General features: G+C 63.4%; 23 protein-coding genes. 13 read left to right on the top strand and 10 right to left on the bottom strand.

Annotated features, from left to right (window positions below; all coding sequences use genetic code 11):
* Window positions 1-71 precede the first annotated feature (71 nt).
* Genes ASD63_RS06635 through ASD63_RS06620 form a run of 4 tightly spaced genes read left to right on the top strand, consistent with a single transcriptional unit; the run spans window position 72 to window position 3,272 of the window.
* The gene (locus tag ASD63_RS06635) at window positions 72-551 is read left to right on the top strand and encodes a MarR family transcriptional regulator (protein ID WP_034788710.1); all 480 of its coding nucleotides are present in this window, start codon (window positions 72-74) and stop codon (window positions 549-551) included.
* A 45-nt stretch (window positions 552-596) separates the two neighbouring features.
* Window positions 597-1,298 (top strand): response regulator transcription factor, encoded by a 702-nt coding sequence (locus tag ASD63_RS06630; protein WP_034788713.1) that lies wholly within the window; start codon window positions 597-599, stop codon window positions 1,296-1,298.
* Window positions 1,299-1,330: 32 nt separating this feature from the next.
* Entirely contained in the window at window positions 1,331-2,713 is a 1,383-nt protein-coding gene (locus ASD63_RS06625) for an ATP-binding protein (protein ID WP_034788716.1), read from the top strand.
* Between the two features lie 55 nt (window positions 2,714-2,768).
* Window positions 2,769-3,272, top strand: coding sequence for a tetratricopeptide repeat protein (locus tag ASD63_RS06620; RefSeq protein ID WP_034788719.1), 504 nt, complete (start codon window positions 2,769-2,771; stop codon window positions 3,270-3,272).
* 5 nt (window positions 3,273-3,277) lie between these two features.
* Here the strand turns inward: ASD63_RS06620 and ASD63_RS06615 are convergent, their stop codons facing one another.
* From ASD63_RS06615 to ASD63_RS06585, 6 genes are all read right to left on the bottom strand, one after another.
* Entirely contained in the window at window positions 3,278-3,841 is a 564-nt protein-coding gene (locus ASD63_RS06615) for a protein-tyrosine phosphatase family protein (RefSeq protein ID WP_034788722.1), read from the bottom strand.
* Between the two features lie 5 nt (window positions 3,842-3,846).
* Entirely contained in the window at window positions 3,847-4,188 is a 342-nt protein-coding gene (locus ASD63_RS06610; RefSeq protein WP_034789031.1) for a tRNA-binding protein, read from the bottom strand.
* A 38-nt stretch (window positions 4,189-4,226) separates the two neighbouring features.
* Window positions 4,227-5,186, bottom strand: a complete 960-nt coding sequence (locus ASD63_RS06605) for a LysR family transcriptional regulator (protein WP_034788727.1) — start codon at window positions 5,184-5,186, stop codon at window positions 4,227-4,229.
* 351 nt (window positions 5,187-5,537) lie between these two features.
* Window positions 5,538-6,356 carry a pyrroline-5-carboxylate reductase gene (gene proC / locus ASD63_RS06595; RefSeq protein ID WP_034788732.1) on the bottom strand — a complete coding sequence of 273 codons (819 nt, stop codon included), beginning with the start codon at window positions 6,354-6,356 and terminating at the stop codon, window positions 5,538-5,540.
* A 2-nt stretch (window positions 6,357-6,358) separates the two neighbouring features.
* Window positions 6,359-6,859: a YbjN domain-containing protein gene (locus tag ASD63_RS06590; RefSeq protein WP_034788736.1), complete on the bottom strand. Its 501-nt coding sequence runs from the start codon at window positions 6,857-6,859 to the stop codon at window positions 6,359-6,361.
* Window positions 6,860-7,306: 447 nt separating this feature from the next.
* Entirely contained in the window at window positions 7,307-7,567 is a 261-nt protein-coding gene (locus ASD63_RS06585) for an accessory factor UbiK family protein (protein ID WP_034789034.1), read from the bottom strand.
* Between the two features lie 216 nt (window positions 7,568-7,783).
* On the opposite strand from ASD63_RS06585, the gene lgt reads away from it, so the two are divergent.
* From lgt to ASD63_RS06555, 6 genes are all read left to right on the top strand, one after another.
* On the top strand, window positions 7,784-8,620 hold the full coding sequence (lgt, locus tag ASD63_RS06580; RefSeq protein WP_034788738.1) for a prolipoprotein diacylglyceryl transferase: 837 nt from the start codon (window positions 7,784-7,786) through the stop codon (window positions 8,618-8,620).
* Window positions 8,621-8,681: 61 nt separating this feature from the next.
* A complete protein-coding gene (locus ASD63_RS06575; protein WP_034789036.1) occupies window positions 8,682-9,785 on the top strand; it encodes a class I SAM-dependent methyltransferase in 1,104 nt (367 codons plus the stop codon).
* A gap of 151 nt (window positions 9,786-9,936) precedes the next feature.
* Window positions 9,937-10,731, top strand: a complete 795-nt coding sequence (gene pgeF / locus ASD63_RS06570) for a peptidoglycan editing factor PgeF (RefSeq protein WP_034788741.1) — start codon at window positions 9,937-9,939, stop codon at window positions 10,729-10,731.
* Window position 10,732: 1 nt separating this feature from the next.
* Complete coding sequence (locus ASD63_RS06565) at window positions 10,733-11,884, top strand: Xaa-Pro peptidase family protein (RefSeq protein ID WP_034788744.1); 1,152 nt, start codon at window positions 10,733-10,735, stop codon at window positions 11,882-11,884.
* A gap of 89 nt (window positions 11,885-11,973) precedes the next feature.
* Window positions 11,974-12,813, top strand: coding sequence for a hypothetical protein (locus ASD63_RS06560; protein WP_034788747.1), 840 nt, complete (start codon window positions 11,974-11,976; stop codon window positions 12,811-12,813).
* 207 nt (window positions 12,814-13,020) lie between these two features.
* Window positions 13,021-13,953 (top strand): ribose-phosphate pyrophosphokinase, encoded by a 933-nt coding sequence (locus ASD63_RS06555; RefSeq protein ID WP_034788749.1) that lies wholly within the window; start codon window positions 13,021-13,023, stop codon window positions 13,951-13,953.
* Window positions 13,954-14,025: 72 nt separating this feature from the next.
* Here the strand turns inward: ASD63_RS06555 and ASD63_RS06550 are convergent, their stop codons facing one another.
* Window positions 14,026-15,054 carry an aldo/keto reductase gene (locus ASD63_RS06550; protein WP_034789039.1) on the bottom strand — a complete coding sequence of 343 codons (1,029 nt, stop codon included), beginning with the start codon at window positions 15,052-15,054 and terminating at the stop codon, window positions 14,026-14,028.
* A gap of 117 nt (window positions 15,055-15,171) precedes the next feature.
* Here ASD63_RS06550 and ASD63_RS06545 point away from each other — a divergent pair, with 117 nt between their 5' ends.
* Window positions 15,172-16,077 carry a LysR family transcriptional regulator gene (locus tag ASD63_RS06545; protein WP_034788752.1) on the top strand — a complete coding sequence of 302 codons (906 nt, stop codon included), beginning with the start codon at window positions 15,172-15,174 and terminating at the stop codon, window positions 16,075-16,077.
* Window positions 16,078-16,086: 9 nt separating this feature from the next.
* Here the strand turns inward: ASD63_RS06545 and ASD63_RS06540 are convergent, their stop codons facing one another.
* The 3 genes from ASD63_RS06540 to ASD63_RS06530 form a co-directional block, all read right to left on the bottom strand.
* Complete coding sequence (locus ASD63_RS06540; RefSeq protein ID WP_034788755.1) at window positions 16,087-16,485, bottom strand: DUF779 domain-containing protein; 399 nt, start codon at window positions 16,483-16,485, stop codon at window positions 16,087-16,089.
* 157 nt (window positions 16,486-16,642) lie between these two features.
* On the bottom strand, window positions 16,643-18,151 hold the full coding sequence (gene adh / locus ASD63_RS06535; RefSeq protein WP_034788758.1) for an aldehyde dehydrogenase: 1,509 nt from the start codon (window positions 18,149-18,151) through the stop codon (window positions 16,643-16,645).
* A 353-nt stretch (window positions 18,152-18,504) separates the two neighbouring features.
* Window positions 18,505-19,461 (bottom strand): helix-turn-helix domain-containing protein, encoded by a 957-nt coding sequence (locus ASD63_RS06530; RefSeq protein ID WP_034788760.1) that lies wholly within the window; start codon window positions 19,459-19,461, stop codon window positions 18,505-18,507.
* A 249-nt stretch (window positions 19,462-19,710) separates the two neighbouring features.
* Here ASD63_RS06530 and ASD63_RS06525 point away from each other — a divergent pair, with 249 nt between their 5' ends.
* Both ASD63_RS06525 and ASD63_RS06520 read left to right on the top strand, forming a co-directional pair.
* Complete coding sequence (locus tag ASD63_RS06525) at window positions 19,711-20,892, top strand: benzoate/H(+) symporter BenE family transporter (RefSeq protein WP_034788762.1); 1,182 nt, start codon at window positions 19,711-19,713, stop codon at window positions 20,890-20,892.
* Window positions 20,893-21,046: 154 nt separating this feature from the next.
* Window positions 21,047-21,655 (top strand): 50S ribosomal protein L25/general stress protein Ctc, encoded by a 609-nt coding sequence (locus tag ASD63_RS06520; protein ID WP_034788765.1) that lies wholly within the window; start codon window positions 21,047-21,049, stop codon window positions 21,653-21,655.
* Window positions 21,656-21,856 lie beyond the last annotated feature (201 nt).

Genomic DNA, 21,856 nt, shown 5'->3' with positions numbered 1-21,856 from the left:
TATGTCAACAAAGCTGACATATTTTTTCGAATGTTTCGCAAGTTGCAATCAGGCTGAAAGGAAATGACCGCGTGGCCGGCCAATCCAAAGAGAACACCCGGTATCTGAACGATGCCGCCGCCGATGACGATACGATCGATTTCGAGATCATCGAGCTGCTCTTCTTCGCCTATCGCGACTTCACCTCCGACCCGGATGCGATCCTGGAAAAGAGCGGCTTCGGACGGGCGCACCACCGCGTCGTGCACTTTGTCGACCGCGAGCCGGGCATGACGGTCGCCGACCTCCTGGACACGCTGAAGATTACCAAGCAGAGCCTTGCCCGGGTGCTGAAGCAACTGATCGACTCCGGGTATATTCGCCAGGAAACCGGCCCTGAAGACCGGCGCCAGCGTATGCTCTACACGACGGAAGAAGGCCAGGCGCTGGCGCGTGCGCTTGCCGAGCCACAGTCCCGCCGCATAGCCGATGCATTGGCAAGAACCGGTCCGGGCGCGCGCGAAACGGTCAAGCGCTTTCTCGCCGGGATGAAGAACAACGCCGCAGACTGACGCCCGCCGTAGCGCGGGTCTGGCCTGCAACTTGGGAAGCGTGGAATGACGACAAAAGCGACTGTCTCGGACGATGCGGCTCACCTTCTGGTCGTCGACGACGACCGGCGCATCCGCGATCTGCTCAACCGCTACCTGGTCGAACAGGGTTTTCGCGTGACGACCGCGTCCGATGCGGACGAAGCCCGCCGCAAGCTCGTCGGCCTCGACTTCGACCTTCTGATCGTCGACGTGATGATGCCCGGCGAAAGCGGCATTTCGCTCACCCAGAGCCTCAGGCAAATCAAGACCGTGCCGATCCTGATGTTGACGGCGCTGGCGGAATCCAACTCCCGCATCGAGGGTCTCGAGGCCGGCGCCGACGACTATCTGTCGAAGCCCTTTGACCCGCGCGAACTGGTGCTGCGCATCAACAACATCCTGCGCCGCAACCAGCCGGCCCAGACCCCCAAGGTCGACCAGGTGATCTTCGGTCCCTACACCTTCTCGGTGGTGCGCAAGGAGCTGCGTCGTGGCGCCGATCACATCCGCCTGACGGACCGCGAGCAGGAGATCATGACACTCTTTTCGCAACGTGCCGGCGAAACGATCCCACGCCACGAGTTGATCGGCGACGATGCCGAGGTCGGCGAGCGCACGATCGACGTGCAGATCAACCGCCTGCGCCGCAAGATCGAGGACGACCCGTCCAACCCCGTCTGGCTGCAGACGGTGCGCGGCATCGGCTACCGGCTGAGCGTGGACTGAAATGGCAGCCCTTCCCATGAGCGCGGCAAACCATGGCAAGCTTTGACGGCATAGAGCACGGCGCATCCGGGGCGAACGACAATGCCTGGAGGCGGTTCACCCGCTGGCTGCGCCGTCGCCTGCCCATGGGGCTTTACGCCCGCTCGCTGCTGATCGTCATCATTCCCATGGTGCTTCTGCAGTCGGTGGTCGCCTTCATCTTCATGGAGCGCCACTGGCAGCTGGTGACGCAGCGCCTGTCGGCCGCCGTCACCGGGGACATTGCCGCGATCGTCGATCTTATCGACACCTTCCCTGCCGACCGCGACATCTCCGAGATCATCCGCATCGCGCGCGATCAGCTCGATCTCAGCATCTCCGTGGACCCGCCCGGCGAACTGCCGCCGCCGCGCCCCAGCCCCTTCTTCGAAATCCTCGACCAGATCCTCGGCGAAGAGATTTCCAACCAGGTCCGCCGCCCCTTCTGGATCGATACGGTCGGCAACTCCAAGCTCGTCGAGATCCGCATCAAGCTCGATGACGGCCGCATCCTGCGCGTCTATGCCCGGCGCAACCAGGCCTACGCTTCCAACACCCACATCTTCCTCGTCTGGATGGTGGCGGCCTCGCTGGTGCTGCTGACGATCGCGGTGCTCTTCCTGCGCGGCCAGATCCGCCCGATCCTGGCCTTGACCAAGGCGGCCGAAAGCTTCGGCAAGGGCCAGAAGATCGACGACTTCGCGCCGCGCGGCGCCGATGAAATCCGCCGCGCCGGCCTCGCCTTCATCCAGATGCGCGAGCGCATCGAACGCCAGATCGAGCAGCGCACCGCGATGCTGACTGGCGTCAGCCACGATCTTCGAACCATCCTCACCCGCTTCAAGCTGCAGCTGGCGCTTGCCGGCAACAACCCCGATCTCGAAGGCCTGAACCAGGACGTCGATGACATGCAGAACATGCTGGAAGGCTATCTGGCCTTCGCCCGCAGCGAAGCGGAGGAGGACGTCGGCCAGCTGAAACTCAGCGACCTGATGACCCGGCTCGCCGCTGAAGCCGAACTGCTCGGCAAGACCCTGACCACATCCATCGAAGGGGAAGACGATATCCGCGTGCGGCCAAACGCCTTCACCCGTCTCGTCGCCAACATCGCCTCGAACGCCTACCGCTACGCCAACACTGTCAAGATCGATGCGCGCCACAGTGCCAAGTGGCTCACCATCACCGTCGACGATGACGGCCCAGGTATTCCCGAACGTTCGCGCGAGGATGTGTTCAAGCCGTTCTTCCGCCTCGACGAAGCCCGCAATCTCGACAGTTCCGGCACTGGCCTCGGGCTGGCGATCGCCCGCGATATCGCCCGCAGCCACGGGGGCAACGTCACGCTTGGCGACAGCCCGCTCGGCGGCCTCAGGGCAACGGTGCGCGTCCCGGCTTGACGTTCCCGCGCGGGCGGGCCACTTCTGGCCACGAATGGGCTAAGGGGAACGGGCCATGGTAGACGCCATCGATTGGGCTGACTGGGAGCGACGGCTGGCCGAACTCTGGGCAACCTTCGACCCGACAGATAGCGAAGCCTTTATCGCCCGCATCGATGCCCTTGCCGCCGAACTGCCGGCAGGACATGCCATCGGAGTGTTCGAAAGAGCCTCGGCGCAGGATTCGACCGGCCATGAGATGAAGGCGGAGCCGCTCTACCGGCAGGCGCTGGAAAACGGTCTTCAGGGAATTCGCCGCCGACGGGCCACCATCCAGCTCGCCAGCACCCTGCGCAATCTCGGCCGCGCCAAAGAAGGTATCGCCCTGCTCACCGCCGAGCGGGACAAGCCATCGGACGAACTCGACGATGCGGTCATCGCCTTCCTGGCGCTCTGCCTCGTCGATACTGGCCAGGCGCAACAGGCGGCCGCACTCGCGCTCGCCAGCCTGTCACGGCACCTCCCCCGCTACAACCGCTCACTCAAGCGCTACGCCGAGATGTTGTTGCCGGAGAGTTGAGCGTGTCAGCGCTGGTAGATCGAGGTCAGGCCGCGTCGTTCGTTGAAACGGTGCCAGGCGTCGATACGGCGCGGATGACGGGCGCGCATGACATCGAGCGGCGCGAGCAGCCGGCCGCCGCGGCCAAGGGCGGCATCGAGGATCTCGATGATGCGACGGTTCGGCCAGGGCTTGCGGGTGATCGCCAAGAGCGCCCGGAAGGCTTCGTCCTCTCGCCCCGCGCCGAGTTGATGCGCAATCAGACCATAGGCAAAGGCCGTCGAGCGGCTGACGCCGGCATGGCAATGCACGAGAATGCGGCTCTCAGCATGCTCGGCCGCCGGGCGCATCGCCTCGAAAACTTCGAGCACCAGATCCGGGAAATGCTGGGTGGCGGTCGGGTTTTCCTGGTCGCGCATGCGCACGACCCGGTGGCTGGCGTCCGCAATCACGGGCACGTTGGCATCCGGCAATTCGGGATCGAGCAGAGACAGCACATGACTTGCGCGCCAGTCGCGCGCGGCATCGGCGGCGCGCCAAAGGCAGGACACCTTGACGCGCTCGGGGATCACTTCGAAAGCAATGTTCATGGGGATCACATCAATTTCTTGCCGTTGGGGACCGGCCGTTCGGTGGCAGCCAGCACGATCGCACCGGCCTCGTCTGCAAAGCCCAGCGTCAGCACTTCAGAGCGCACAGGCCCGATCTGGCGCGGCGGAAAATTGACCACGCCCAGCACCTGCCGCCCGACGAGATCCTCCGGACGATAATGCACCGTGATTTGCGCTGATGACTTTTTTATGCCGATTTCCGGGCCGAAATCGATTTTCAGCTTGATGGCCGGCTTGCGCGCTTCCGGAAACGGTTCGGCCTCGACGATGGTGCCCACGCGAATGTCCACGCGCTCGAAATCAGCAAATTCAATAGTTTCAGCCATCGTCATTCCCTATGTGAAATCTTATCCGAGGAGGTGGATTAAAGCATCGGGCGAGATTTCGGAAGCACGGCGGCCTCGGCGGGCTCCCCGCGAAATCTGGCCTCCTCCCATGGGCGACGCGCGAACTGCTCGGCAAGGAAATCGACGAAAACACGCACGCGTGGCGGCAAGAATCGCCGGTGCGGATAGACGACCGTGATCGGCTCTGCCTCGGCATAGTTGCTGCCGGTCAGAAGCGGCACCAGCAATCCCGCCTTGATATCTCCGCCCACGAGCAGTTCGGAAAGGCGCACGATGCCGATGCCTGCGAGCGCAAGCCGTCGGAGCGCTTCGGTGCTGTTGGCTTCGACGGAGCCACAAACACGGATCGCACGCCGGCCGTCGCCATCCTGAAATTCCCAAACGTTGAGACGGCCGCGGGCGGTGATGGCAAGGCAGACATGCCGCTGCAGGTCGTCAGGCGTTTGCGGCGCGCCGTGCCGCTCGAGATAGGCGGGTGCGGCGCAGATGACGCGACGGTTTGGTGCGAGCCGCCGCGTCACCAGCGTGCTGTCGCTCTGTTCCGCGACCCGCAGCGCAACATCCGCCTCACCGTTCATGAGGTCGACGACCGCGTCGCTGAAATCGAGTTCCAGGTCGATCTCCGGAAACCGTTCGATGAAATCAGGCAGCATGGGCACGATCAGGCGATGACCGAAGGCGCTGGGCAGGCTCACCCGCAACCGCCCGCGCGGCACCGCCCCCGGTTGGATCGCAACCTCCGCATCTTCCATGTCGCCGAGGATGCGGCGGCTCGATTCCGCATAGGCGCTGCCTTCGCTCGTCAGGCTGATGCTGCGCGTCGAACGCTGCAGCAGGCGTACGCCAAGGCGCGCCTCCAGCCGGCCGACGATCTTGCTGACCGCCGATGGCGTCATGCGCAACCGCCGCGCCGCCGCCGAGAAATCTCCCTCCTCGACGACAGCGAGAAACACCGTCATGGCTTCCTGTCGATCCATCCATCTATTCCATTTCGTCACAGATAAACGGAATTTAACATGGATTATCGCCGCGAGCGACAGGCTGTAGCTTGGACCGGAACTCAGACAGCGAAGCTTGAGGGGTAACGGAAATGGGCAAGCAGCCGAGCAGCAGTCTGCCGATGAGTTATGAGCTGCATTCCTGGGCTCGGCGTCAACGCAGCATTGCGATCGGCAACCTCTGCCGCCGCGTGATCGGCACAATCTGGAGAAGTCTCGTCAATCGCCAGCCAAGCCGCGATCATGGGGCCTGCGCCGGCGCTTCCCCGGCGCGAAACCCTTAGGCCAGGCGCCATGCCGGCCCAACATGGGGCCAGCCGCATTCAATATTCAGCCTGCGAGTTCTTCCGCGCGCTTGCGCGCCGCAGCGATCGCCTTGTCAAACAGCGGCTGCATGCCGTCGTCGGCCATCAGCACGGACAGTGCCGCAGCCGTCGTGCCGCCGGGCGAGGTCACGTTCTGGCGCAGCCGCGCGGCTTCGTCAGGCGACTGGTGCAAAAGTTCGCCAGCCCCAGCGACGGTTTCCCGCGCGAGCCGCATGGCGAGGTCCGCCTCAAGGCCGGCCTTGCGGCCCGCCTCGGCCATGCATTCGACGAGGTAGAAGACATAGGCCGGACCGCTGCCCGAAACGGCGGTGACGGCATCGATCTCGGCTTCGGTGCGGACCCATTCGACCGGACCGCTGACCTTCAGGAGATCATGAACGTGAGCGCGCTGCTGATCGCTGACGCGGGCATTGGCAAAGGCGCCGGTGACGCCGCGGCCGATCATGGCCGGGGTATTCGGCATGGCGCGCACGGTCGCCGCGGCACCGAGATGGGCTTCGATGAAGGAAAGCGTCTTGCCTGCAGCAACCGAAACGATGACGGTATCCGGGCCGACGAGAGATTTCAGCGGCGGCAAGACGGCGTCCATCACCTGCGGCTTGACCGCAAGGAAGATCACACCCGCCTGGACACCCAACGGTACCGAGGTCGCATGCGTCACGCCGTTGTCGGAGATCAGCTGCGCCATGGCCGGCGGCGGGCCGGGATCGACGACGAGAACGTCTGCGCCTTTAACGCCGCTCTTCAGCCAGCCCGAAAGCATGGCGCCGCCCATATTGCCGGCGCCGACGAGCACGATGGGACCGGAAGCGGCGTTCGTCATGATCAGGCTTCTCCAACCGTTTCGAACAGGACGGCATCGACGGCGCGCTGCGCGTCCATGCCGGACCAGACGACGAATTGAAACGCCTGATAATAGGATTCGCAAGCGTCGAGTGCGCTCGAAAGCAGAACTTCGACCTGCTGGTTGGTGGGCTCGGCGCCGCCGGCAAGCAGCAGCGACTGGCGGAAGATCACCACTTCCTCCTGGCGCCACAGATCGAAGTGGCCCATCAAAACCTGCCCATTGATATGGGAGAGCAGACGGATGACTTCGTTGACCCGGCTTTCCGACACCTTGATGTCGAAGGCACAGGCCAGGTGCAGCGCCTCGAATTCCTCCATCCAGGAGAAGGAAACGTGGTAGTCCGCCCACTTGCCTTCGACCGTCATGGCGATTTCGTCTTCGCCGGATCGTTCGAACGACCAGTCGTTATTGGCAGCCACGAACTCGATCATATCGACCGGGTTGGATTGGCGCTCGACTTCCATTTCCAAAAGGCTCATGCATCACCCTGCATAGGTGTGGCACGGGCATGCGTCATCACGCTCACAAGACGCAACGCCGCAAACCCAACACCGATTACAAACACGTATGATTGCTGAACTCACATCCATCCTGGCTGACTTACCCTGCCCGGAGCTTAAGTGGTTCGTTTCGAATCATCATTTAAAATCAGTGTATAATGGCGGAGTCAGGCTGCCAGCCCCTCGGCCCAAAAATAGCCGTGAACAATCGCGTCCACGTTGTCATGTGAATGAAGCGGTTGAGCTTAACTGACTCTGCCATAAGGGTTTTTTGGCAGTGTCCACAGGTGGAAAACTTTTCAGGTTTTATTAACCACCCATCATGCCGTTTCAGACCTATGCGGCTGAACCACAGCAAAACGCCCGCAGATGAGGTCCGCGGGCGAAGTAAAAACGCTGAAATGCCGTTATTTCAAGGGAATCGCGTTACTTGCCCGTATCGACGAGACGCGCTTCGAGAGCCTCAATACGGGCCAGAAGCGCATCGTTTTCCTCGCGCGCCTTGATGGCCATTTCCTTGACCATTTCGAACTCTTCGCGCTTGACGACGTCGAGCGAATTCAGCGCCCGCTCCGCCTGCGCCCGGAAGGCCGTTTCAACCTCGCGGCGCACGCCTTGAGCGGCGCCGGCAGCATCGGTCATCAGCTTGGCAAAGTCATCCAGGATGCGGTTGGTGCCTGTGCTCATCGTCGCGATCTCCATATCAGCCATCGCCTCTAAAGGCGCGATGCGGTCCATGGGTTTCAGGTAGGGTCACCGGCCGCGCGATGCAAGAAAAATCACGCGCGCCATCACGGCTCCCTTCACGACCCTGTGTCCGGGGCGCGCATTGCCGCCCTTGACCGAGGTGAAATCGCTCGCCATGGTCCGCCGAAACAACCGGCCCGGCACGAGAACAATAAATTGGAAACATTAGCGACCCGCCTCGCCATCCTCCCCTTCCCCGAAATCGACCCCGTTATCGTCCAGATCGGCCCGCTGGCCATCCACTGGTACGGGCTCGCCTATGTGGCGGGCATTCTGCTCGGCTGGTTCTACGCCCGGCGCCTGGCGATGAACGCCTCGCTCTGGCGGGACGACAAGCCGGCCATCACGCTGCAGCAGCTCGACGACTTCCTGCTGTGGGCCGCCGGCGGCATCGTGCTCGGCGGCCGCATCGGCTACATTCTCTTCTACGATCTCGGCTCAGTGCTCGCCAATCCGATCCGCGCGCTGGAAATCTGGAACGGCGGCATGTCGTTCCACGGCGGCTTCCTCGGCACGACACTCGCCATGATCCTGTTTGCGCGCAAGAACAAGATCGCCATCTGGAGCCTGTTCGACATTGTCGCCGCCGTCGTCCCGATCGGCCTGTTCTTCGGTCGTATCGCCAACTTCATCAACGGCGAACTCTGGGGCCGCCTCTCGTCGATGCCCTGGGCGATCGTATTCCCGACCGGCGGTCCGTTCGCCCGCCACCCGAGCCAGCTCTACGAGGCCGCCCTTGAAGGTATCGTCCTGCTCTCCGTCCTCGCCTGGTTCATCTATCGTCGTCACGCGTTGAAATCCCCGGGGCTCGTCACCGGCATCTTCGTGCTCGGCTATGCCCTGAGCCGCATTTTCGTCGAATTCTTCCGCGAACCGGACGCGCAGATCGGCTATCTTGTCGGTGGCTGGCTGACCATGGGCATGCTTTTGTCGCTGCCAATGGCGCTCGCCGGCATCTGGGCCATTGCCCGGGCGCGGCGCGCAGCCACCTGAGAGCGGATGGGGCAAGGGCGCGCGGCTATTCCGGCCGCCGCCCCGCGAATTGGACGAAGGCATGACGACACCACTTGCGGACAAGATCAAGGCGCTGATCAAGACCCACGGGCCGATCAGCGTCACCGATTATTTCTCGCTTTGCCTGGCGGATCCGGAGCACGGCTACTACCGTGTGCACGAGCCCTTCGGCAAGGAAGGCGACTTCACCACGGCGCCGGAGATCAGCCAGCTCTTCGGCGAGATGATCGGCATCTTCCTCGTCCATGCCTGGCAGCAGCACGGCAAGCCTGAGGGCGCCGTGATTGCTGAAATCGGCCCCGGCCGCGGCACGATGATGGCCGACATGCTGCGCGTCGTGCGCCGCCTGGCACCTGATCTCTATGCTTCCGCCGGCGTGCATCTCGTCGAAACCAGCGAACGGCTGCGTAAGGTGCAGTCGGAAACGCTCGCCGCCCATGGTCACAAGGTCGAATGGCACACGAGCTTCGAGACCCTGCCGGAAGGCTTCCTGCTGCTTGCCGCCAACGAGCTTTTCGACGCCATTCCGATCCGGCAGTTCGTGCGCACGGCGCAAGGCTTCCGCGAGCGCATGGTCGGGCTTGATGCCACGGACGAACTGACCTTTGCCGCCGGCGTTGCCGGCATCGATCCCGAGCTTCTTCCGACGCCGGCGCAGGGTGTTGCCGAAGGCACGATCTTCGAGATTGCTCCCGCCCGCGACGCTGTCATGTCGGCCCTCTGCGAACGGTTGAAGATCAGCGGCGGCACCGCCGTGATCATCGACTATGGCCATATGGCCACCGGCTATGGCGATACGCTGCAGGCCGTGCGCGATCACGAATACGATCCGCCGCTCGCCAGCCCCGGCCGCGCCGATCTCACCAGCCACGTCGATTTCGAGCAACTCGCCCGCCGCGCCAAGACGGACGATGTGCAGATCAACGGTCTTGCCCACCAGGGCGATTTTTTGGTCGGCCTCGGTCTTCTGGAACGCGCCGCGGCCCTTGGCCGCGACAAGGATGCGCTGACGCAGGAAACCATCCGCCAGGACGTCGAGAGGCTTGCCGGCGCAGGCGCCGGAAAGATGGGCGAACTGTTCAAGGTCCTGGCCGTCAGCAGCCCGCCGGTGCCGCTCTCGCCGTTCCGCAAACCGAAGGCTTGAACCTCCACCCGACGGCACCCCTGCCGTTCGGGAATTGACAGCCCTGCCGTCGCGGGTCAACATCGCGCCGGCAAATCAAGAGCCAGTCGCCGGGCCGGAGCGCGCGCCCAAACCCATTGATTTTCCTGATAAAGCAAAGGCGAATATACCAATGCAGCATGACGCCGCGCTCTCTCCTGTGCAAAGCTCGCTTTTCAGCGAGAAGGCCGGACCGGCAATCGCCCATGGCTATTTCACCCGAACAGGCGGCGTTTCCGAAGGGATCTATCGCGGCCTCAATGTCGGGCTTGGCTCCAAGGACGAGCGTACCCATGTCAACGAGAACCGCGCCCGCGTCGCCCGCTGGTTCGGCGCCTCGCCAGAGCGCCTGGCGACCGTGCACCAAGTCCATTCCCCAGACGCCGTGGTGGTCGACGAAAGCTACGACGGCGCCCGCCCCGAGGCCGATGCGCTGGTGACGGCAACGCCGGGCATCGTGCTCGGCGTGCTCTCGGCCGATTGCGGCCCCATCCTCTTTGCCGATGCCGAAGCCAACGTCATCGGTGCCGCGCATGCCGGCTGGAAGGGCGCGCTCGGTGGCGTGCTCGAAAGCACCATCGACACGATGGTTTCGCTCGGCGCGCAGCGCGAGCGCATCGTCGCCTGCCTCGGCCCGTCGATCAGCCGTCGGAACTATGAGGTCGGCTCCGAGTTCGTAGAACGCTTCGTCGCGGCGAACGAAAGCTACGCCACTTTCTTCCGGCCTTCGGAGCGCGACGGCCATGCCATGTTCGACCTGCCAGGGCTGACGATCAAACGGCTGGTCGAAGCGGGCGTTGCCGCCGAGAATCTCGACATCTGCACCTATGCCGACGAGGAGCGTTTCTTCTCCTATCGGCGCACGACCCACAGGCAGGAACCGGACTACGGCCGACAGATTTCCGCCATTTGCATACGAGGGACCTGACATGGCGCTTCACTTTGCCCAGGAAGAATATGCAAGCCGTCTCGAGCGGCTGACGGAGAAGATGCGCGAGGAGAAGCTGGACGCGGTGCTGCTTTTCGCCCAGGAGAGCATGTACTGGCTGACCGGCTACGACACCTTCGGCTACTGCTTCTTCCAGACGCTGGTCGTCAAGAAGGACGGCTCGATGGTGCTTTTGACGCGCTCGGCCGACCTGCGCCAGGCCCGTCATACATCGAACATCGAGCGTATCGAGATCTGGGTCGACCGGGCCAATGCCGACCCGACCATGGATCTCAAGAACCTCTTGAGCGAACTCGACCTGCTCGGCTGCCGCATCGGCATCGAATACGACACCCACGGCATGACCGGCCGCGCCGCGCGGCTGATCGACCGGCAGCTACAGACCTTTGGCGAGCTGATCGACGCCTCGCATCTGGTCGGCCGCCTGCGCCTGATCAAGAGCGAGGCGGAAATCGCCCATGTCGAAAAGGCCGCAAGCCTTGCCGACGACGCGCTCGATGCCGCCCTGCCCCTCATTCGTCCTGGCGGCAACGAGGCCGACATTCTGGCCGCGATGCAGGGAACGATCCTTGCCGGCGGCGGCGACTATCCGGCCAACGAGTTCATCATCGGCTCCGGCGCCGATGCGCTGCTCTGCCGCTACAAGTCCGGACGGCGCCTGCTGGACAGCCAGGACCAGCTTACGCTGGAATGGGCCGGCGTCAGTGCTCACTATCATGCGGCGATGATGCGCACCGTCGTCATCGGCGAGCCGACCAATCGCCATCGCGAACTCTACAGCGCCTGCCGCGAAACCATCCAGGCGATCGAGATGGTGCTTCGCCCCGGCAACACCTTCGGCACCGTCTTCGACGTGCACGCCAGGATCATGGACGAACGCGGCCTTGCCCGCCACCGGCTGAACGCCTGCGGCTATTCGCTCGGCGCCCGCTTCTCCCCCTCCTGGATGGAGCAGCAGATGTTCCACCTCGGCAATCCCCAGGAGATCGAGCCGAACATGTCGCTGTTCGTGCACATGATCATTATGGATTCCGACAGCGGCACCGCCATGACGCTTGGCCAGACCTACCTCACCACGACAGACACGCCGCGCGCGCTGTCGCGTTACGGCCTGGACTTCATTTCTGCTTAGGGAAATCCGCCTAGACTTGCGTTCGTAATGGCAGACGACAGGAGACGTTTCAGGAAACTGCCGCGAAGAAACGGACGGACGGTTTGAACATGCGAAAGCTCACCACGCCCATCGTAGCTCTTGGCCTCGCCATTGCGCTCGCCGCCTGCAACAGCACCGAGATGCTGACGCCACAGGTTGACGTCGGCGGGGGAACTTTCCGCTCGCCGCCGGTGACGCAATCCGACCTCGACGCCATGTCGACGCAGACGGCGATGGCGCCGGTGCAGCGCGAACCCGTCAGCCAGACCACCGCCTATTCGCCTCAGCCGGCTCCGTCGAACACACCGACGGCCTATGCCACCGGCGACGCGACCTACACCGATCCGGCCGGCACCTTCGAGGGACAGGCAAGCCGGCTTGCCGCCGGTTCCGAGCCCGTCCAGAACACGATCGAGAGCCGCCAGGCACCGGTGGAACAGGCGCCAATACAGCACACGCCCGTCCAGCAGGCGGCGGCCGCAGCCGAAGAAATCCAGAGCCAGCCAACCGTCGCCGCATTGCCGAAGGCAAGTGCTGCCGCGAGCGGCACGATCCGCTTCCTGCCGATCATCGGCGCACCGGTCCAGGCGGTGACACCGCTTTCCAAACAGCTCGGTGCCGACGCTCGCGCCCGCGGCCTGACGATCAAGGGCTCGGCCGACGCCAGCAGCGAGCATATCCTCAAAGGCTATTTCTCGGCACTGAAGGACGGCGACAAGACGACGGTCGTTTATGTCTGGGACGTGCTCGACGGCAGCGGCAACCGCCTGCACCGCATCCAAGGACAGGATCAGGTTTCCGGCGGCGGCACGGATTTGTGGAGTGGCGTTCCGGACACAACCATGCAGGGAATTGCGACGAAAACCATCGACGCCTATCTCGAATGGCGGCAATCTCAAGCCGGTTGACACAAAGTTTTTAGGATATTGGCCTTCGCGGCGCAGCATTCCCCTTGCATTCAAGTTCAGTCTCGCTAAAAAGCGGCCGATCAGCTCTGAACGGCGGCCATCCGCAAAGAATGACCGCGATTGGAATGGCTCTCGGAATCTGCGCGGAAAACACCGCTGCCGGAAAAGTACCGGACGGTGACCGCGCCAGCTCAAGGCGGTCCGTCAATGAAGGTTTTCGCAGGTAATTCGAACCGGCTTCTGGCCGAAGCGATCTGCAACTATCTCAACCTGCCTCTCGGCAAAGCGACGGTACGCCGTTTCGCCGATCAGGAAATCTTCGTCGAGATCGGCGAAAACGTACGCGGCGAGGATGTCTTCATCATCCAGTCGACCTCGTTTCCCACCAACGATCACCTGATGGAACTGCTCATCATGATCGACGCGGTGCGCCGCTCCTCCGCTCGCCGGATCACCGCCGTGCTTCCCTATTTCGGCTATGCCCGCCAGGACCGCAAACCCGGTCCGCGCACGCCGATCTCCGCCAAGCTGGTCTCCAACTTGATCACCGAAGCCGGCGCCGACCGCGTGCTGACCCTCGATCTTCATGCCGGCCAGATCCAGGGCTTCTTCGACATCCCGACCGACAACCTCTATGCGATCCCGATCCTGGCGCGCGACGTCAAGGAAAACTACGACCTGAAGAACGTCATGGTCGTTTCGCCGGACGTCGGCGGCGTGGTGCGCGCCCGTGCGCTCGCCAAGCGTCTCGACTGTCTGCTGGCGATCGTCGACAAGCGCCGCGACCGTCCGGGTGAATCCGAAGTCATGAACGTCATCGGCGACGTGAAGGGCAAGGACTGCCTGCTGATCGACGACATCGTCGATTCCGGCGGCACGCTCTGCAACGCGGCCGAGGCGCTTTTGAAGAACGGCGCGACGAGCGTCACCGCCTACATCACCCATGGCGTTCTTTCCGGCGGCGCGGTTGCCCGCGTTACCTCGTCGATGCTGAAGGAACTGGTCATCACCGACTCGATCCAGCCGACGACCGCCGTCCAGTCAGCCCACAATATCCGCGTCATCTCGACCGCGGGCCTGCTCGGCGAAGCCATCAGCCGCACGAGCCAGGAAGAGTCGGTATCGAGCCTCTTCGACTGAGGTCGTCCGGAACGCCCGAATTTCCAAATCGCCGGCGCCATACGCGCCGGCGTTTTTCGTTGCGGGACGCGGTTACTCCCCGAACGCCTGGGCCAGCGGCTGGTCGACGAGATTGTCGATGAACCAGTTGGGATAGACAGGCGCCGGCACGGTCTCGGCATCGAGCGCCGAGATCTCCGCCGCCGTCAGAGCAAGATCGGCGGCGCCAAGATTGTCCTTCAACTGGTGGGGCTTGGAAGCGCCGAGCAGCACACTGGTCACCGCCCTCTTCGAAAGCAGCCAGGCGATCGCCACCTGGGCGACGCTCGCCCGATGTTCGCCGGCGATGCCGCGCATGCGCTCCACCAGCTTGAAGCCCTGCTCCTTGTCGAAGGGCAAAATGTCGAAGCCGGAATAGCGGTTGTCCGGATCGCCGAGATTGTCGCGAGTGTACTTGCCCGAAAGGAAGCCCGAAGCGAGCGGGCTCCAGACCGTCAGCCCCAACCCATAGCGCTGCATCATCGGAATGACGTCACGCTCGACGTCGCGGCCGAGCAGCGAATAGTGCATCTGGCCATGGGTGAAAGGTGCCAGTCCGTTGGCCTTCTGGATTTCGAGGGCCGCTGCCACCTTCCAGGCCGACCAGTTCGAAAAGCCGATGTAGCGCACCTTGCCCGAACGCACGACCGCATCGAGCGCTAAAAGCGTCTCTTCGAGCGGCGTATGCGGATCCTCCTTATGGACGATATAGGCGTCGATCCAGTCGGTTGCGAGCCGCTTCAGGCTCTCGTCAACCGACCAGAGAATGTGACGGCGCGACAGACCGGCCTGGTTGAGCGACGTGCCGGTGCGGAAACCGACCTTGGTGGCGATCACCACCTCGTCGCGACGGGACTTGAGCGCCGTACCCAGGATCCGCTCCGATTGGCCGGAGGCATAGGCGTCGGCCGTGTCGAAGAAATTGATGCCGGCATCGAGCGCCTGCCCGACGAGGGCGTCGGCAGCTTCGGCATCGGTCTTGTAGACCGCGCCGAGGCTGCGGTCGCCGGCAGTAAACGTCATCGCCCCGAAGGCGATGCGCGAAACCACCAGACCGGTATTTCCAAGCGTCGTATATTGCATGTCGATCTCCATCCTCTGAAAGACAGGTTGCAGTTGGACAGATCATGCCGAAGTGGATTGCTATGAAAAACCACCGCTCTCTTGATAGGCTTGGAAGAATTGCTTCATAATCGACGGATGGCGAACGACCCTTTCAACGGACTGAGAGAGTTTCTGGCGGTGGCAGAGGCAAAGAGCTTCACCGCAGCAGCGGCGACGCTCGGCGTCACGCCCAATGCCGTCAGCCAGACGATCAGGGCGCTCGAAGCCCGTCTCGGCCTCCAGCTTTTCGTGCGCACCACCCGGCGCGTTGCTCTGACCGAGGCGGGCCTCGCCTTCCTGAAGCGCGTACGTCCCGCCGCCACCGAGATCGCCGACGCCTATGAGTTGCTCGGCGATTTTCGCGACCGGCCGATGGGCAATCTCCGGCTGACCGTGCCGCGCATGGCCATCCCGCTGGTGCTGACGCCCCTCCTGCCGCGGTTTCGCCAGGCCTATCCAGACGTTTCCGTCGAAGTCTCCATCGACGATGCGGCCGTCGACATCACCGAACATGGCTTCGATGCCGGTATGCGCATCGGCGAAGCGGTCGAGCGCGACATGATTGCCGTCCGGCTGACGCCTGACATCACGTGGGCCGTGGTCGGTTCGCCCTCCTATTTTATCAAGCACGGGCGGCCGTCGACACCCGAGGACGTGACGCGCCACGAAGCCGTCCGCTATCGTTATCCGGGATCCGGCACGATCTACCGCTGGGAGTTCGAGCGCGAGGGGCGCGACGTCTCGGTCGATGCTCCGGGCGCCCTCACCGTCAATGATTTTCAGATGCTCATGGAGATGGCGGAGGCCGGCACCGGGCTTGCCTATCTGCCGGATCTTTCGGTGCGCGACGCCGTTGCGAGCGGCCGCCTCGAACGGGTGCTCGAAGCCTATCTGCCGACGTCGCCAGGTCTTTTCATCTATTTCCCCGCCAAGGCCCAGACACAGCCAAAACTGCGGGCCTTTCTGGACCTGGCGGCAAAAGTCATGCGGGAGCGGACATAGTTCCGCAGCTCACCGTCCACGGAAAACCACGGCACAGGCCTCGCCGCTGCCAAAGAGCCGGGAACGCGTCAGGAAACGTCTCTCCCGTCCGTTGTCGAGCGAAAACATGCCGCCCCTGCCCGGCACCACGTCGATGATCAGTTGCGTGTGTTTCCACACTTCGAACTGGCTGGCGCTGATATAGACAGGCACGCCGCCGATCTCGCCGAGCTTCACGTCATTGTCGCCGACGATGTAGTCACCGGCCGGATAACACATGGGCGACGAGCCGTCGCAGCAGCCACCGGACTGGTGAAACAGGATATCGGGGTGATCCCGCCGGATTTCGGCGATGAAGCCGAGCGCCGCATCGGTTGCAAGCACGCGGGGTTCGCCGATTCCGCTGGATCCTATGAGTTCAGTGGACATTCGCGAGCCTCACTGTTCGAGAGCATTCTGCAAAAAGCCGGCTGAGGCGCGGGTGGAGAGCACGCCTCAGCCGTTGATCGAGCGAGAGGGAAAGGAGGAGAACACCCTCCCTCCCGCTCCTGTCGCCTTCCCCAGGCGGCGGGGAAGGCAGATCCGATCAGAAGAAGCCGAGCGCCTTGGGGCTGTAGCTCACCAGCATGTTCTTGGTCTGCTGGTAGTGATCGAGCATCATCTTGTGCGTCTCGCGGCCGATGCCGGACTGCTTGTAGCCGCCGAAGGCCGCATGCGCCGGATAGGCGTGATAGCAATTGGTCCACACACGCCCGGCCTGGATCTCGCGGCCGAAGCGGTAGCAGCGGTTGGCATCGCGGCTCCACACACCGGCCCCGAGGCCATAGAGCGTGTCGTTGGCGATCTCCAGCGCTTCGGCCTCGGTCTTGAAGGTGGTGACCGAAACGACAGGCCCGAAGATCTCCTCCTGGAACACGCGCATCTTGTTATGCCCGCGGAAAACGGTCGGCTTGACGTAGAAGCCTTCCGACAGCTCGCCTTCGAGCACATTGCGGCCGCCGCCGGTCAGCACCTCGGCGCCTTCCTGTTTGCCGATATCGATGTAGGAGAGGATCTTTTCGAGCTGTTCGCTCGACGCCTGCGCGCCGATCATCGTGGCGCTGTCGAGCGGATTGCCCTGGCGGATCGCCTCGACGCGTTTTACCGCCCGTTCCATGAAGCGGTCATAGATGCTCTCCTGCACCAGTGCGCGGCTCGGGCAGGTGCAGACCTCACCCTGGTTCAGCGCGAACATGGCAAAGCCTTCGAGCGCCTTGTCGAAGTAGTCGTCGTCTTCGGCGAGCACATCGGCGAAGAAGATGTTCGGCGACTTGCCGCCGAGCTCCAGCGTCACCGGAATAAGGTTCTGGCTGGCATATTGCATGATCAGCCGCCCGGTCGTCGTCTCGCCGGTAAAGGCGATCTTGGCGATGCGCGGGCTGGTGGCGAGCGGCTTGCCGGCTTCGAGACCGAAACCATTGACGATGTTGAGCACGCCGGCCGGAAGGAGATCGCCGATCAGTTCCGCCCAGACGAGGATCGACGCCGGTGTCTGCTCGGCCGGTTTCAGCACGACGCAGTTGCCGGCCGCAAGTGCCGGCGCCAGCTTCCAGGCGGCCATCAGGATCGGGAAGTTCCAGGGGATGATCTGACCGACGACGCCGAGCGGCTCGTGGAAGTGATAGGCGACCGTGTCATGGTCAATCTCGCCGATCGAACCTTCCTGGGCGCGGATGCAGGCGGCGAAGTAGCGGAAATGGTCGATGGCAAGCGGAATGTCGGCGGCCATGGTCTCGCGGATCGGTTTGCCGTTGTCGAAGGTCTCGGCCCGCGCCAGCAGTTCGAGATTGTCCTCCATCCGGCCGGCGATCTTCATCAGGATGTTGGAACGCTCAGCGGCCGAGGTGCGGCCCCATTTCTCGCGGACGGCATGGGCAGCATCGAGCGCCAGCTCGATATCGGCGGCATCCGAGCGCGCCACCTGGCAAAGCACACCGCCGGTCACCGGCGTCGTATTGTCGAAGTAGCGGCCGGCCACCGGCTCGCGCCATTCGCCACCGATGAAGTTGCCGTATTTCTGTTTGAACGGGCTTTCGACGATCTTCTGATGCAACATGGTCATTCCTCCCTGAGACCCAGCAATGGAGCTGTGAGGAGGAGCGTGGAGCGGTTCGGTTGTCTTCGATAGTGAGGCGTGATCGCCCGCGACGGGATCTGTTTCAGAATTGAGACAGCCAGGCGCCAGCTACTGTGCTGCAACGCAGCAAACGGGAACGGACACGATCAGAAGCTGCACCTCATCCCCCTGCCGGGACCTTCTCCCCGCGAGCGGGGAGAAGGGGCAAGCGGCAGCCCCCACGTCCCAATCAACGTAGTCACCCAAGCACGAAGACCGCCGTAAGGCACGTCCCCTCTCCCCGTATGCGGGGAGAGGGCTATGGTGAGGAGCAGATCGAGAATGTTGTGCGGTCAGTTGACCTGAAGCCGCTTCATCTTGCGGTAAAGCGTGGCGCGGCTGATGCCGAGCAGATCGGCCGCCATGGAGACATTGCCGTTGGCGCGCGAGAGCACCCGTCGAAGCGCAGCACGCTCCGCATCGGGAAGCTCGCCGGCATCACCCGACGTATCTTCCCGCAGAAGGTCAGAGGCCGGAACTCCGGCGGCAATGCGTTTGTCGTCGAGATCGAGCCATTGCCGGGCTGCACGCGTTGCGCCTAGCACGAGGTCGTCGCGGTCGACGGCGAGAAGCGCCGGCCCGGCGCGATCGACCGGGACCAGCACGATGCGCGCGCTGGCAAAGGCGCGACGGAAAAGGCCTGCCTCGATGCGCGCAGCCGCGTCGCGCACCGCCTGCGACAAGAGCGACATGGTCATTTCGGAGGCGTCCGAGCGGCAGGTGGAGATATCGATGGCCGCGGCCAACCTGCCGAGATGGTCGCGGATCGGCGCCGTGGTGCAACTGAGGCCGATATTGCTGCTGAGGAAATGCTGGTCGCGCTGGATGACGACGGCGCGCTCGTCGGCGATCGCGGTGCCGATGCCGTTGGTGCCGACGCTTGCCTCGCTCCAGACCGTACCCGACCAGAGCCCGACATCGCGAAAATCGGCATCGTCGCCGACGGCGCCGCGGCGTTCCAGCGCCACGCCCTTGTCGTCGGTCAAAAGCAGGCAGCAGCCGGCCCGGCCGACGGTGGCGAACAGCCGGTCGAGTTCACCGCCCGCTTCCAGGATCAGCTCGGCCGACCTCTGCCGGGCAAGCTCGAACTCCATGCCGGACAGTCTGAGCGGCTGACGCCCCTCCTCAGGTGCCAGCCCATGCAGCGTCATGCACCGGCGCCACGAAGCGGCGATCGGCGAACTGGCAGCCGCCGACGGCTGGTGCGCAACCTTGTAGACATAGTCCGAATGTTCCCTGACGGCAGCCATCGGCTTCCTCCCTGAAAGCGTCGTCCGGCGAAATGTCGACACGGCCGATCTCCCAAGCGAGCCGCATCCACGGGCGCCACTATAGCCGTCGTTTTCCGCGAAGGTCCAGCCAGACGAAGGTTCGAGAGCCGGCGTCCGTCAACGAGTTTGATCGGTGGATCACGCCGCCGATATCGACAGAGCGCCCGAATGTGCTACGCGAAAGGATCAAATTGCCGCGACTCAACCTCACAACAGCCGGTTGCCGCCATGCTTCGTGCCTTTTCGCTCCAGAGCCTGTTCATGGGCCTGCTGATCGCCTTCGTCGGCTTCGCCAGTTCCTTTGCCGTCGTGCTGCACGGGCTCATCGGCGTCGGCGCCAGCGAAGCGCAGGCAGCCTCCGGGCTGATGGCGCTGTCGATCTCCATGGGCCTTTGCGCCATCGTCATCAGCGCCGTGACGCGGCTGCCGGTCAGCATTGCTTGGTCGACGCCGGGCGCCGCCTTGCTTGCGAGCGCCGGCATCGTCGAAGGTGGCTTTAATGCCGCTGTCGGCGCCTTTCTCGTCTGCGGCCTGCTCGTCGTCGTCGCCGGCCTCTGGAAACCGCTCGGCCGCCTGGTCTCCTCCATCCCGGCGCCGCTCGCCAATGCGATGCTGGCCGGCGTGCTGCTCAGCCTCTGCTTTGCCCCTGTCAAGGCGATCGCCTTCAATCCGCTTTTCGGCCTGCCGATTCTCATCGCCTGGGCACTCGTCGGCAGCATCAACAAGCTCTATGCAGTGCCCGCCGCGCTGATCGCCTTCATGCTGGTCATCACCTTCGGCGTCGAAATCCCGGCCGGCGCCTTTTCCGCCCTCTCCTCGGCGCTGGTACCGACCGTGGAATTCGTGATGCCGCAGTTCAACGTCGCGGCCATGATCAGCATCGCCCTGCCGCTCTTCATCGTCACCATGGCCTCGCAGAACATTCCCGGCATCGCCGTGCTGAAGGTCAACGACTATCACCCGGAGCCGGGACCGCTGTTTGCGACGACCGGCGTCTTTTCGATGTTGAGCGCCCCCTTCGGCGGCCATGCGGTCAATCTGGCTGCAATCACGGCCGCCATGTGCGCCGGCGGCGATTCCCATCCGGATCGCAACCGGCGCTACTGGTCGGCGATCAATGCCGGCGCCTTCTACATTCTCTTCGGCCTGCTTGCCGGCGTCGTCACCACCTTCGTCAGCCTTGCGCCGTCGATTCTGATCGAGGCTGTGGCGGGCCTTGCCCTCGTCGGTGCCTTCGCCGGCTCCGCCATGGCCGCCTTTACGGACCCGAAGACCCGTGAGGCGGCCGCAATCACCTTCCTGGTGACCGCGTCCGGCGTCAGCTTCGGCGGTGTTTCTGGCGCCTTCTGGGGGCTGATTGCCGGCGGTGCCATGCTGGCGCTCGCACGTTTCACCGGTAAAAAGAGCTGAAACCGCGGCAAAGCTTGCATTTGCGGGGGATCTCGTCTATGGAGCGCCCGTCCGCGTAGACACCCTTGGAGGCAACGCGGATGAAGTCCTTGCGGCTTCAGTTCTTCCGCATGGCGGTCGAACTCTCCAGCATTAGACACAGAAAGGTCTATCCATGAGCCACGCATCCTACGAGCTCAAGGCCGAGACGCGCGAACGGGTTGGTAAGGGGTCCTCCCGTGAACTTCGTCGCAACGGTCTTATCCCGGCTGTCATCTACGGTGACAAGCAGGCCCCCCTTTCCATCGCGCTCTCCACCAAGGAAGTGACGATGAAGATCCACGCCGGCGGTTTCATGACCACCGTCGCAACCATCGACGTCAACGGCGAAAAGATCCGCGTCCTGCCGAAGGACTACCAGCTGGATCCGGTCCGTGACTTCACGATGCATGTCGACTTCCTGCGCGTCTCCAAGGACAGCCAGGTTACCGTTGCAGTTCCGGTTCACTTCGAAAACGAAGAGAAGTCCCCGGGCCTCAAGGCTGGCGGCGTTCTCAACATCGTTCGTCACGACGTCGAACTCAACGTTTCGGCTAACGACATTCCGGAATTCCTGACCGTTGACCTCTCCGGTCTCAAGGTCGGCGACGCCATCCACATCTCCAACATCAAGCTGCCGAAGGGCGCGACCCCGGTTATCACCGATCGCGACTTCACCATTGCAACGATCGTTGCACCGGCCGGTGGCGTGAAGGAAGAAGCCGAAGGCGAAGCAGAAGCCTGATTGGCCTCTGGGCGACCGGCGAAAGCCGGTCCCGCCGCACTTCATCGAAAGCCCGTCCCATTCGTTTGGGGCGGGCTTTTTGCATTGGCGGCTGCCCGCCGGCACTCGGCCGCATCGATGCCGCGCCCCACGAATTATCATGAAGCGATTTCAGCAACATTTAAGATTTTGATGATGTTCTTCTGACGGGGAAAATGGGCT

It is taken from the genome of Ensifer sp. Root558, assembly GCF_001427045.1.
Taxonomy (GTDB): Bacteria; Pseudomonadota; Alphaproteobacteria; order Rhizobiales; family Rhizobiaceae; genus Ensifer; species Ensifer adhaerens.
Note: the sequence above shows the minus strand (reverse complement) of the source record. Positions and strands in the feature narration are given on the sequence as shown.

Excerpts from the sequence above, each read along its gene's own strand:
- ASD63_RS06615 (WP_034788722.1), bottom strand. The coding sequence starts at position 3,841 with ATGAACATTGCTTTCGAAGTGATCCCCGAGCGCGTCAAGGTGTCCTGC.
- ASD63_RS06545 (WP_034788752.1), top strand. The coding sequence starts at position 15,172 with ATGGCGAACGACCCTTTCAACGGACTGAGAGAGTTTCTGGCGGTGGCA.
- ASD63_RS06585 (WP_034789034.1), bottom strand. The coding sequence starts at position 7,567 with ATGAGCACAGGCACCAACCGCATCCTGGATGACTTTGCCAAGCTGATG.
- ASD63_RS06620 (WP_034788719.1), top strand. The coding sequence starts at position 2,769 with ATGGTAGACGCCATCGATTGGGCTGACTGGGAGCGACGGCTGGCCGAA.
- ASD63_RS06530 (WP_034788760.1), bottom strand. The coding sequence starts at position 19,461 with ATGGCTGCCGTCAGGGAACATTCGGACTATGTCTACAAGGTTGCGCAC.
- ASD63_RS06565 (WP_034788744.1), top strand. The coding sequence starts at position 10,733 with ATGGCGCTTCACTTTGCCCAGGAAGAATATGCAAGCCGTCTCGAGCGG.
- ASD63_RS06550 (WP_034789039.1), bottom strand. The coding sequence starts at position 15,054 with ATGCAATATACGACGCTTGGAAATACCGGTCTGGTGGTTTCGCGCATC.
- ASD63_RS06610 (WP_034789031.1), bottom strand. The coding sequence starts at position 4,188 with ATGGCTGAAACTATTGAATTTGCTGATTTCGAGCGCGTGGACATTCGC.
- ASD63_RS06560 (WP_034788747.1), top strand. The coding sequence starts at position 11,974 with ATGCGAAAGCTCACCACGCCCATCGTAGCTCTTGGCCTCGCCATTGCG.
- ASD63_RS06520 (WP_034788765.1), top strand. The coding sequence starts at position 21,047 with ATGAGCCACGCATCCTACGAGCTCAAGGCCGAGACGCGCGAACGGGTT.
- ASD63_RS06525 (WP_034788762.1), top strand. The coding sequence starts at position 19,711 with ATGCTTCGTGCCTTTTCGCTCCAGAGCCTGTTCATGGGCCTGCTGATC.
- adh (WP_034788758.1), bottom strand. The coding sequence starts at position 18,151 with ATGTTGCATCAGAAGATCGTCGAAAGCCCGTTCAAACAGAAATACGGC.
- ASD63_RS06575 (WP_034789036.1), top strand. The coding sequence starts at position 8,682 with ATGACGACACCACTTGCGGACAAGATCAAGGCGCTGATCAAGACCCAC.
- ASD63_RS06540 (WP_034788755.1), bottom strand. The coding sequence starts at position 16,485 with ATGTCCACTGAACTCATAGGATCCAGCGGAATCGGCGAACCCCGCGTG.
- ASD63_RS06590 (WP_034788736.1), bottom strand. The coding sequence starts at position 6,859 with ATGAGCCTTTTGGAAATGGAAGTCGAGCGCCAATCCAACCCGGTCGAT.
- ASD63_RS06555 (WP_034788749.1), top strand. The coding sequence starts at position 13,021 with ATGAAGGTTTTCGCAGGTAATTCGAACCGGCTTCTGGCCGAAGCGATC.
- ASD63_RS06630 (WP_034788713.1), top strand. The coding sequence starts at position 597 with ATGACGACAAAAGCGACTGTCTCGGACGATGCGGCTCACCTTCTGGTC.
- proC (WP_034788732.1), bottom strand. The coding sequence starts at position 6,356 with ATGACGAACGCCGCTTCCGGTCCCATCGTGCTCGTCGGCGCCGGCAAT.
- pgeF (WP_034788741.1), top strand. The coding sequence starts at position 9,937 with ATGCAGCATGACGCCGCGCTCTCTCCTGTGCAAAGCTCGCTTTTCAGC.
- ASD63_RS06605 (WP_034788727.1), bottom strand. The coding sequence starts at position 5,186 with ATGGATCGACAGGAAGCCATGACGGTGTTTCTCGCTGTCGTCGAGGAG.
- ASD63_RS06625 (WP_034788716.1), top strand. The coding sequence starts at position 1,331 with ATGGCAAGCTTTGACGGCATAGAGCACGGCGCATCCGGGGCGAACGAC.